This is a genomic window from Sedimentitalea sp. (assembly GCF_039973035.1).
Taxonomy (GTDB): domain Bacteria; phylum Pseudomonadota; class Alphaproteobacteria; order Rhodobacterales; family Rhodobacteraceae; genus Sedimentitalea.
Window position 1 is genome coordinate 1 of sequence record NZ_JBDWLR010000099.1, and the last position, 10,934, is coordinate 10,934.

General features: G+C 55.7%; 11 protein-coding genes. 1 reads left to right on the forward strand and 10 read right to left on the reverse strand.

Translation table 11 applies throughout. The annotated features are described in order from the left end of the window. Positions 1 to 183 precede the first annotated feature (183 nt). A complete protein-coding gene (locus ABJO75_RS27835) occupies positions 184 to 1,887 on the reverse strand; it encodes a hypothetical protein (RefSeq protein ID WP_348132287.1) in 1,704 nt (567 codons plus the stop codon). Positions 1,888 to 2,287: 400 nt separating this feature from the next. Here ABJO75_RS27835 and ABJO75_RS27840 point away from each other — a divergent pair, with 400 nt between their 5' ends. Beyond that, complete coding sequence (locus tag ABJO75_RS27840) at positions 2,288 to 2,971, forward strand: IS6 family transposase (RefSeq protein WP_348414004.1); 684 nt, start codon at positions 2,288 to 2,290, stop codon at positions 2,969 to 2,971. A gap of 18 nt (positions 2,972 to 2,989) precedes the next feature. Here ABJO75_RS27840 and ABJO75_RS27845 read toward each other — a convergent pair whose 3' ends face one another. The 9 genes from ABJO75_RS27845 to ABJO75_RS27885 all read right to left on the reverse strand — a co-directional run bounded on the left by ABJO75_RS27845 (position 2,990) and on the right by ABJO75_RS27885 (position 10,549). After that, entirely contained in the window at positions 2,990 to 3,997 is a 1,008-nt protein-coding gene (locus tag ABJO75_RS27845; protein ID WP_348130733.1) for an IS110 family transposase, read from the reverse strand. A 337-nt stretch (positions 3,998 to 4,334) separates the two neighbouring features. Further along, entirely contained in the window at positions 4,335 to 4,760 is a 426-nt protein-coding gene (locus ABJO75_RS27850; RefSeq protein ID WP_348130735.1) for a DoxX family protein, read from the reverse strand. Positions 4,761 to 4,990: 230 nt separating this feature from the next. After that, positions 4,991 to 6,265: an NAD(P)H-dependent oxidoreductase gene (locus ABJO75_RS27855; RefSeq protein WP_348130738.1), complete on the reverse strand. Its 1,275-nt coding sequence runs from the start codon at positions 6,263 to 6,265 to the stop codon at positions 4,991 to 4,993. Positions 6,266 to 6,371: 106 nt separating this feature from the next. Further along, positions 6,372 to 6,857 carry a YHS domain-containing (seleno)protein gene (locus ABJO75_RS27860; protein ID WP_348130741.1) on the reverse strand — a complete coding sequence of 162 codons (486 nt, stop codon included), beginning with the start codon at positions 6,855 to 6,857 and terminating at the stop codon, positions 6,372 to 6,374. 136 nt (positions 6,858 to 6,993) lie between these two features. Further along, positions 6,994 to 7,860 carry a cysteine hydrolase gene (locus tag ABJO75_RS27865; protein ID WP_348130744.1) on the reverse strand — a complete coding sequence of 289 codons (867 nt, stop codon included), beginning with the start codon at positions 7,858 to 7,860 and terminating at the stop codon, positions 6,994 to 6,996. Positions 7,861 to 7,940: 80 nt separating this feature from the next. After that, entirely contained in the window at positions 7,941 to 8,207 is a 267-nt protein-coding gene (locus tag ABJO75_RS27870; RefSeq protein ID WP_348130747.1) for a hypothetical protein, read from the reverse strand. Positions 8,208 to 8,367: 160 nt separating this feature from the next. Beyond that, positions 8,368 to 9,327 carry an AraC family transcriptional regulator ligand-binding domain-containing protein gene (locus tag ABJO75_RS27875; protein ID WP_348130749.1) on the reverse strand — a complete coding sequence of 320 codons (960 nt, stop codon included), beginning with the start codon at positions 9,325 to 9,327 and terminating at the stop codon, positions 8,368 to 8,370. A 118-nt stretch (positions 9,328 to 9,445) separates the two neighbouring features. Next, on the reverse strand, positions 9,446 to 10,072 hold the full coding sequence (locus ABJO75_RS27880; protein WP_348130752.1) for a pyridoxamine 5'-phosphate oxidase family protein: 627 nt from the start codon (positions 10,070 to 10,072) through the stop codon (positions 9,446 to 9,448). Positions 10,073 to 10,084: 12 nt separating this feature from the next. Further along, a complete protein-coding gene (locus tag ABJO75_RS27885) occupies positions 10,085 to 10,549 on the reverse strand; it encodes a nuclear transport factor 2 family protein (protein WP_348130754.1) in 465 nt (154 codons plus the stop codon). Positions 10,550 to 10,934: the final 385 nt, after the last annotated feature.

Genomic DNA, 10,934 nt, shown 5'->3' on the forward strand with positions numbered 1-10,934 from the left:
AAGCAAGCGGAAATCCATCGGGGCTCGCGGCTACGATATATCGGGCCGCCCTTAGAAGCCGGATATACATCAGCAATCGCGACCTCGAAACCAGAACCAAGCAGACCGTTGCAATTAGGCGGGGTCCATATATATCCACACTATCACGGTCGGGGGCCAGTTAGGCCATAAAGTGCGAACCAGTCAGAACTGGCGAAGTATCTTAAAAACTAGCCATCCAACGACCAGAAGAAAAATTGCCGACATGAAGCTGTCGGTACCGATGAGCCTGAATAGACCGAAAAGCAAGCCGCTAGCGGCTGCGAGGCAAAGCAGGAACAGTATTGGGGCAAACCGCCCCAGAAGGTTCGGCTGGTTGTCCGTGTCAATTGGTATCGTGTCAATTGGCACCGTACCGTCTTGAATGAACTTCGTGATTTTTTCCCAACTATGCTCGCTGATCCCAGCTCCGTGTCCGCCAGAAATCCTAACGTTTTGCACGTTCATTCCGCGCCGCCCGACGTCATTGAACCCGGAGAAGCCCGCACCACCTACATCCAGAAACCTAAGCCCAAGCCGCTCCATCGCACCGGGCAACAAAGCGACGACCCGATCGTTCTGACCCATTAGGTTTAGCACGCCGGAATTGATCTGCCCCGAGAACATTGCCCAATCAAGATCTGTGCGAACTACACTTCCTGCAAATACTATCCGCTCGAAACGCACTGCGGTGCACTGTTCCATCGCAGACTTCGCCAAGTAGGTTCCGTTTGAGTGGCCGACAAAGCTGATTTTTGCATTTGGATAACACTCTCGCACTTCAACATATTGTTTGAGTAGCCATTGGGCTTGTCGAGTCCTCACATTCTTTCTCACAAAGTCCAGGAGAGAAAAGAAGCCGTAACTTGGAGACGGCACCCTGAGCAATGGTCTGACCCCACCACCTTCTTTTAGCTTCCGAGCGACTCGTTTTGTCCAAAATCCATTATCCCTAATACCATGAAGTACAATGACAGCATGTTCTACCTGACGGTTTAATTCTGATGTGGACTCAATATGCGGACGATCGAGTTCATCAAAGTAATCATTCACATCGTCATCGATTGCCGAATATTCGCGATCCGCTGCCAGGTTCGGAAACGATTCCGTAAGTGCCCGCGCAAAATATTTCCGGCGTGTCTGTCTAAGCTTAATATCCTCTTCGTTTTCCGAATTTGCGTCATCAACCTTAAGCATCTGTAGGTGGTTGGTTGAAGGCACTTCGACGAAGATCGAAGACTTATTGCTGTTCAACTCGATACAATCTGCTGGCGAAATGTACTCATCGCGCGTTCCCAGAAAATTAATTTGTTCAAATGGAAGAGATTCGTCATCAGTCAGATCCCGCAACGCAAGTTGCATGAGTTGCCCAGTAACAATGAAGCAGGCGCCATGTTTTTGTTGCAAAATGAATGGCCTTTTTTGATACCAGAGAAGGCAGACCACCGAGGTAAGAAAAGAGATTGGAAGAGCCAGGAACCGCACATGTGCAGGCATTGCGGTAGAGAACTTCCACCCCTGCAAGATTCCCGCTAAATTCACAACTCTGATCTGGATTCCCGGACCGGTCCATTTGCGTGCCGTGCAAGTGGAGATTTTTCCATTCGGATCGACGCCATAGGCCTTCATTAAGGCGTATCGGGCGATCGGAGCACCCGAACTAAAAGCTATAAACTTGATACTGTCATACCTTCCAGCTTCAAATGTTTCGTCTATTTGCAATAGCAGCATTTCCACCAAATCTTCCGGGGAAGTGGTGGAGAAGGTATGCATCGGAAGTTCTGCTCTTAGAATTTTAACACCCGGTAGGGTTTCCTTGACGAACGCCTCGAATTCCGCAGTGATTTCACCACCCTTATCACTGTTCATTGTGTACTTGAGGAGCCAATCGTCGGAGTTAGTCCATCCTCGTACGAGAACGCAAAGTGTTCTCTCGTATCTCCCAGTCTCTAAGTCTTGATCCACCGAAATATCCAATCTTGTCAAACCCGACATTCCCCAAGTAGAATGCACGTCATTCAATTCTGTAGCATCGCTACGTACCGATCAAGGTTCTTGGGGGGCAGTGTTGCAGAGATCGTGTGACCGAGCTACTTATTCGGTTGTGTCGCAAATATCTCCGCAGGCTAAACGCATGTGTTTTGCTGGACACATTTATCCTGCCAAGGCCGCGAACTGGTAGTGTCGCAAAGTTTCGGAATTGAGTTGCGTCGCCTGGCGCGTCGAGCGAGACCTCCCATTTTCCCGAGCCTCAGTCAGGATTGAAGAGTTGATCAGTTTCAAAGGCGCGCACTACCCGAAATCCGTGATCCTATACGCCGTGTATTTCTATGTTCGCTTTCCCGTTTCGTATCGCGACCTCGAAGAAATCATGGCCGAACGCGGTGTCGATTTGGATCATGCGACACTCAACCGGTGGGTCGAGAAATACGCAGGCGCGATTGCCGAAGAAGCGCATCGCCGGAAAGCCCCCACCGGCCAATCTTGGCGAATGGATGAAACCTACGTCAAAGTTAAGGGCGCGTGGACATATTTGTACCGCGCGATCGACAAGGAAGGAAAAACCCTTGATTTCATGCTGTCTGAGCGTCGCGACGAAGCCGCCGCTACTGCGTTTTTTGTGAAAGCGATCGCCAACAGCGGCTGGCCGGACAAGGTTGTCATCGACAAGAGCGGCTCGAACACGGCGGGACTATTCAATATGAATTGCTTGCTCGTGATGTGCGGCTGGTGTTGGTTGATCACTGTCCGGCGAACGAAATATCTTAACAACATCATTGAACAGGATCACCGTTTCATCAAGAAACTTACCCGGCCGATGCAGACCTTCAAATCGCTGAATTCAGCTTCGGCTACTCTTGCGGGGATTGAAGTAGCACACATGATCCGGAAAGGTCAGTTTGACCAGTCAGAGCAGTCTGGCTTCGGTCAGTTCGCAGCACTCGCTGGATAGGTGTGTCCAGCACAAGAGCTACCTTCGGCTCGGCGGAATCTTTGCGACACTACCGGCGATACGTGCCATCTTGTTGGCCAGTGCCACTCGTATCAGCATGGGAGGCTTGCGCTCCAGCATCCTTGCAAGCCAGGAACCCGGAATAGCCCCTTTGCGCTCTGCCCATCTCACCACGGCACTGGCTCCAATAATGAGGAGGCGTCGCAGCGTTCGATTTCCCATCTTAGACGTTCGCCCCAGTCGTTGCTTGCCACCAGTCGAATGTTGGAGTGGCGTTAGGCCCAGCCATGCTGCAAAATCGCGGCCCCGTTTGAATGTTGAAGCCGGAGGTGCCAAGGCTGCGATCGCTGTCGCGATGATAGGGCCTATTCCAGGGATAGTTGTCAGTCTGCGTGAGGTTTCGTCTTCCTTCGCACGCTGTGCAATCTGCGTTTCTAATTGTCTGATACGGGCATTCAAGGCCTCAAGAGTATCTACCAATATGCTCAGGAGTGGTCGCGAGATCTCAGGCAGCTCGACGCTCCCATCTTCGATAGCAGAAACAAGCTTGCTGACATGTGTCGGGCCTTTCGCCACAACAAAGCCGAACTCGGAAAGATGGCCGCGCAGGGAATTTATGATCTGTGTACGTTGCCGGACCAAGAGATCCCGCGCTCTGAAAGCGAGAGCTGCTGCCTGATTGTCTTCGCTCCTGATTTGCACGAACCGCATCGTTGGGCGCAATGCCGCTTCGCAAATGGCCTCGGCGTCGATCGCATCACTCTTGGAGCGTTTTACAAATGGCTTCACATATTTTGGCGGGATCAAACGAACCATATGGCCGAGTGATTCAAATTCCCGTCCCCAGTAGTGGCTCCCTGAGCACGCTTCCATCGCAATGGTGCACGGCGGCAGCTCAGAAATGAACGGAAGCAATTTGTTACGTCTAAGCTGTTTTCGGAAAATTACCTCACCGGTTGAGCTACAGCCGTGAAGTTGAAATACATTCTTCGCCAAGTCTATGCCGACAAGATCCACATTTTCCATTCTACTGACCTCCTGATGACTTCCATCTCCCAAACCTATCAGAAGAGAGATCAGGGGATGTCCACTCCATCAGAACCGGGCAGTAGTCCTTGGTATAAAGAGTGACGGTGGGTTGCATCTGGATCTTCTCCGGAAAGGGGCAGCCCTTCGTGCATGAGGAAGGGCCACATTTGATCAAGGTTGGATTTTAGGCTGCGGCAGGGGATTGTTCTGGTGCATGCAGGCCGACAACGGTGACAACTGTTGCGCCACGCGCCCAGTAATACGCAGGCTCAAACCTAGCGCTTGCCAAGACGGCGGCGGTAGCCGCCGTCAAATAAGCCATCGCCGCGCGTGATCATGCTCGAAAAAATGGCGGCATTGTGCTGTCCAGGACCTGAAAGCGTTTGACTGCAAACGGCCCAGCTCCCTGTGCAACGACCGCTATCGCCATCACCACAAGAAGAAGTGGGAACTCCCAACCGCCGCCTTCGCTGCTGAAGAGCCACCCGTTTGCCGAATGCACCCAGACCGTGCCCAATAGCAGTGGGAGCGCGGCGAGAGCGACCAAACGTGCATAAACGCCGATCAGTAGTGCTGTTCCACCAAGAATTTCGCCGTAGATTGTCAGATGGGCTGCGATGGGTGGTAGGCCGAGGCTGGCGAAATAGCCGACTGTGCCGGGTACGGTAAAAACGAGAAGTTTCAACATACCGTGGGCAAGTAACACTGCGCCGAGTGAGAGACGCATAATGAGCGCGCTGTAGTTTGTATCAGGTGACATGGGGATATCCTTTCAGGGTTTGGTTGATTGTTTTTCGGCACCAGTGCGGCGAACGCTACCGGAGAGCCCAAACTGCCTAATGCTGCAACATGCACGAAGGTCCGAAAATCGTGTGAAACCGTCATTCAAAAGGCAGTCTTTTTCGCCGGTCCCGTCAAAAAGTCGGGGCAACAGCGACATTGTGTCGGTGCCCCGCTTCCTGTCTTTGATTTCAGGTTCGTCGCGGAAAGTTATTCCGCTGCCTGCGCAGAGGACGCGGGCCACGCATTGGCCACGAATGCCGGGTCCAGATCCGTTTCAGCAATATGGTTGGTGTAGTTCGACAGGGTTTTCAGCGCCGTGCCAAGAATAACCTCTAGCACGGTTTGTCGGGTGTACCCGGCCTGCAGAAAATGTTCGATCTGCGCGTCTGTGGGCCACCCACGGCTTTCGTTGATTACAACCGCAAACTGGCGCAGAGCTTCCAGCTTCTCGTCGGCGATGGGGGTATCATTGCGCAGGGCCGCGATGACATCGTCCGGCACCCCGCCCATTTGCGACAGCGTGGTATGGGCAGCCATGCAGTATTTGCAGCCGTTCAGTCGGTTGTTGGTCATCAGGATGATCTGACGCTCGGTTTCCGACAGATGCGTTTTGCCGAAAATGGCCGACAGAGTTGTGTAGCCCTCAAGGATGGTCGGTGCTTCCGCCATGGTTGCGTATAGGTTGGGCACAAAGCCGTACCCTTTCAGGGCGGCTTGAAGGATCGGTTTTGCATTTGCGGGAGCGGAATCGAGCGTATGCGTCGGAAAGTCTTTCATTGTTTTGTCCTTGTTTCTGGATTGGTCAGTCAGGTGAGAAATCGTTTGTTTGGCAGACCTGCCAAACTGCTGTGCCAGTGTGCGCGTCGCCTCTTTCGCGGCGGTGACCGAACGGTCATGCCGTGCGTCCTTGAATTCCTGATATTCAATAGCGATCGTCTGGATGTTCGCAGTGTCGACGCCGAAGTAATGGGCGCAGGCCGCAATTGCGGGGTCCAGTGCATTCAAGTGCGCCCGTGGCCCGCCGGGTTCAAATCCGAACTCGCCACGCGACGAAAGCACGACCAGGTGCTTGCCCTGCAGGATCGGTTCGATCGGGAAGTCGCCACGCGCCAGATCGAACGAGAATGTCCGGCCGATCCTTGCAATGTGATCAATCCAACCTTTCAATGCGGCAGGCATCCCGTAATTGTACATCGGAGCGCCCATTACGATGATATCCGCAGCCACAACCTCGTCGATCAGCGCATCCGAAAGTGCCAGCCGGTCGGTCATCCAGTCTTCGCGCTCTTCGGGCGGGGTAAAGGCTGCGTGGATAAAGCGGTGATCAATCGCCGGAACCGGGTCCTGCCCGATATCGCGGACAATCACCTTTGCGTCCGGATTGGCGTGCAGAAATTCGGTTGTGAACAACGTTGTCAGCATGCGCGTCAGGGAACGGTCTTGCTGTTGAGCGCTGGCGTCAATGCGAAGCAGGGTCGTCATGGTTTTCTCCTTTGGTTGGGGGCGATGTTTCTCGCGCCGGTTGCCATGTAAGAGGCGGGCGACCCGGGCAAATGCGCGAGCCGCCATAGTTTCTTGGTTGCCTGGATCAGAGATCGCTCACCGGGGTATTCAGGATACCGGGCCATTTTTCGTTGGCCCCGGCGATAACCGGCTGCGGATCTTCGAGGTATTTCTCGAGGATCGCGGCGTTGACGAAGAGATAGAGCTTACCGTCGACAATATCCGCATAACGCACGTCACCATCCAGCTTCTTGCCGGCGAAGACACCAAAGGCGCAGAAACCTCCGAATTGCGGCAGGTAGGCTGCGGGATCAGCGTCGAACATGGACTGCGATTCGGCTGTGGTGAAGTAGTAGTCGATGCCGTCGTGGGATGAGGTAAAGGCCGCGTCTCCCTGCGCCGGGTCTGCGCCCTGGAACATGGAGACAGGGTCATTGCCATGCATACCGAGCGGATTGCCGTTCAGCGTCAGGCCGTTGGAGACGTTGTATTCGTCCGCAGCAAACGCGGCTGTGGCAAGCACAAGCGACAACGCGGTCGCCATGGTGGGGAGTATCTGTTTGTAGGTCATGGTTTTTCCTTTCGGGTTTCTTGGGGGTTGGTTTCCAGCCGTGGAACAGCCGGGGTGAGGAGCAGCGACCATGCGGTCGCTACACCGGGAAAAATGCGTCCGAAGCTCATTGCGGTTTCCTCCGGAGAATGCGGCGTCAGGCCGAGTTGCCGATCCGCTCGACAGCCTCATCCGTCCACCAGACGCCGTTGGCGACCATGCGGAAATTGATGATGGCAGCGAGGTAACCGTCGCCCTCGGGCACTTTGGCGCCAGCCGTAGCGTCACGGACCACCGCGACTTCGTAGCCAAGCTCAAGCAGCTCATAGAGGTGTGCCTGGGTGCAAAGGTTCGCGGACATGCCCGCAAGGATCACCTTGTCGATGCCGCGCTTGCGCATTTGCAGGTTCAGGTCGTTCTGCGCCGGGCTGTAAACCTTGTGTGGCAAGCAGACGACGGTTTTGCCGTCCTCGATGTATTTCTTGTATTGCGGCATCCAGTCGGCACCGGAGCCTTCGAAGTTGTCGAGGTTGAGGGGCCCGAGCCGGTCGAACATGCCGATGGCGTGCATCGTCGCTTCCAGCGTGCCTTCGAAATTCCAGTTGTGGTCGTGCGGGTAGTAGTAGTGGGGCGAGATGAACACCGGCATGTCGGCCGCCTTGGCGGCGATGAACAGCTTTTCGATGTTGTCCACAGTGCCCTGTTCGGTCACGCTTTCGCCGACAACACCCCAGGTCACGCCGTCCTCGGACAGGAAGTCGATCTGGGGGTCTGTTACCACAAGGGCGGTGCGACCGGGGACGATATCCATGTCGATCTGCGGCAGGCCGGGGGTTTCGGGATCGGCATAATACGCGCGTGCCTCATCGGTGGCGGCTGTGGCGGTTGTGCCGGTGATGGCCGCCGCACCGGCTGCGGCCGCACCGGCTGCGCCGGCCATCAGGCGACGGCGTGCCATGTCGACCCGTTCGGGGGTCACATCGCAGCCGCAGCCGTCCGTGTGGTGGTGTTCGTGGTTGGTCATGGCAAAGCTCCTTTGCTTGGTTGTTGGCGGAACGCCTATTTTTTGCGCACCGTCGGGAGGATGGTTCGGTTGGGCTGGATTCAGGCCTGAACAGACATATGGCGCGTTACCAAGGTCGTCGGGCCAAAGGGTGAGGGTGGTAAATCTGCATCTGCCCAAAGACGGGCTTTGCCCGGCATCGTGATGGGCAAAACCAGCAAGCCTGCGAGAAGCGCGGCTGCGATGGCAGCCAGGATCAGGCCCGTCATGTCTTTCAATCCGGATGATGTAGTCTTGCGGGCCTCGCCGGGACCGCCGATGCCCTGCCGGGATGCAGGCTGATGCCAAAAGCTTGTGTCTTCGTTCATGCCAAAGTCCTTTCCTGTTGGGGAAAATGCCGTCCGTCCGTTAGGCGGGGCAGCAGGTTCCGTTGATCTTTGGAAAGAAGTTAGGCATCAGACCGCGTCAGGTATTGGCCCGTCCTGCCAAGGTCATGGCCGTACCTGCCACAGTCTGGTCTGGGACCAATCAGGTGTTTGAGGAGTTTTGCCTGAACTGCGCCGGGGCCTGTCCAACCCAACGCTTGAAAGCGCGGCTGAAAGTGCTTTGTTCGGAAAAGCCGGTTAGAAAGGCGATCTCGGAAATCGAGGCGTCGCCGTCGCGCAGCAGTTCCTGCGCAAGCGCGGATTGCGCTTGCCCCAGCACATCGCGAAAGGTCAGCCCCTCATCGGCAAGGCGGCGATAGAGCGTGCGTTCACTCAGCCCGATTTCGCGCGCGATCTGTGCTGCCTGCGGCAATCCGTTGCTGAGCGCGGGGGTCAGGCGGCGGACCAGCGTGTTTGCAAGCGATGGTGTGTCCGCGATCGAACGGATTTCGGTCTCCAGATGTGCTGTAAGGAAATCCGAGACCGCCGGGTCGCCCAGGCGGTTCGGCAAAGAGAGCGTGGCAGGATCGAAGGCGATTGCGTCACGATTAGCGTCGAACCTGACCGGGCAGCCGAAATGCTCTGCATAGCGATCCGCATCGCTTCGGCAGGCATGACGGAAAGAGACAAATTCAAATGGGAGTTCACTCCCTACGATCCGCCTCATGTTTACAGCAAATCCGGCCAATGCGGTCTCATTGCGGAAGGCCCGAACGGGATGGTCCGCGGTTTGACCAACGATAGCAAGAAAAGCGGGATCGCCCGTCTCGTCCAGATGGAAAACTGCCGTGTCGGTGACCAGCCGGTAATAGCGCTCGACCCGTTGCAGCGACGCACGAAGGGTCGGGGCCGTCTTGATGGCCAAGCCGAGTACGCCAAGATCGTCCGTCTGGATCAGCTCTGCATATGCCCTGATGAGCGCAATTTCGTCTGGGTGATTGGTGCGGATCCATTCGGTCAGGTTGAAATAGTCGATGTCCTGGAGCCTGCCGTTTTCGAGGGGACGAATACGATGCAAAACGGCACCGTCGGAGATCAACGCACCGTCGTCTGTCAGCGTCATCCCGGCTGCCTTGGCCATCGTGCGCGCGAATGCATTTGTCACGCTTGGCATGGCCCAGGATGATATACCAACATGACCTGCTGAACCACCCAATCCAAGAGCGCGTTGGATTGAGCGTCTATTCCGGGAGCCCAGCTTCCTGTGTGACCGGGGCGGTTTCATTCAATCGATTTTCCAGCGTCTTGATGCGCGTACGCAATTGCGCGATCTCGTTGTCCCGTTCGGCATCGGTGAGGCGGATGGGAATGTGCTGCGGACAATTCCAGTCAAAGGCCGCGACGCGGATGACGATACCACGCTCCACCTTGGGACCTGTTCCATCATGCAGAAGACCGATGACATCGGCGTCTTCGACGATTTGCGCGTGGCCCCAGAGCTTTAGGCGTTTCCGGCGCGGGTAATCCAGCGCGATTATCGACACACGGTCATCATGGCGCAGGTTTCCCACGCTGATATATTGCTGGTTGCCTCGGAAATCCGCGTACCCGATCGTCCTTTGGTCGATGACCTTGATAAAGCCGGGGGCACCACCCCTGAACTGGACGTAAGGCCAGCCTGTTTCGGAAGCCGTCGCCTGATAGATGCCGTCTCGTGCGGTCAGGAATTCGGCCTCGCGGGCGGTCAGTTCGCTGCCATCGTGACGATCTGGCGACAAGACCCGTGCATAGGCGTCGGCGGACCCGAAACGTTTTTGTTCTCTACGCACACTGGGCGTAAATCCGATGTTGGCATAAGCGTTCGGCATGGTTCTTGCCTTTCATAAATCGAGTTCAGTCAGGCCGGGGTGACCTTCGGGACGGGACGCAGAGGTCCATCTCAGTAAGCGTTGGCTTTCTGTGATCGGAAGTTCATTGATCGACGCGATGCGTCTTTGCATCAAACCGTCCGGTGCGAACTCCCAGTTTTCGTTGCCATAGGCGCGAAACCAGGTGCCGCTGTCGTCGTGGTACTCGTAGGCAAAGCGCACCGCGATCCGGTTGTCGTGAAAGGCCCAGAGGCCCTTGATCAACCGGTAATCCAACTCGCGCGCCCACTTGCGGGTCAGGAATTCCACGATTTTTTCGCGGCCCTTGAATATCTCAGTCCGATTGCGCCATTCGCAGTCTGGCGTGTAGGCGGCGGCAACCTTTTCAGGATTGCGGCTGTTCCACCCGTCTTCTGCCAACCGAACCTTGGTTCGGGCAGAAGTTTCGTCAAAGGGTGGCAGTGGCGGGCGTGTCATCCTCTCATCCTTCATCAAGACTGCAAAATGGCCCCGGTCGCTGGGGGAGGCGGCAAGGAGACCGGGGCGTCCGGGACGTCAGGCGGGGAGGGTCTCTGACGCCCGGACAAACGCTGGTGAGTTTCGAAGCGCGTTATGATGCTGAATGTAGCGCCGGGCATTGCTCGGGTATTGGCACGTCCTGCCAAATCTTTGACCAAACCTGCCATCCCCGGTGCGATTTTTCTATGTGTATGCTACCCTGCGACCATGTTGCAGGGATCAAGTTTTAGGCGAGTTTGTCCCAAACCCATTTGTCTCAGAAGACACGCTCATATGCGGCACGACCGAGAGCTGTCGTGCGGTTGAGTGCTTTTGAGGCAATTTGCGCTTCAGCGATTTGATT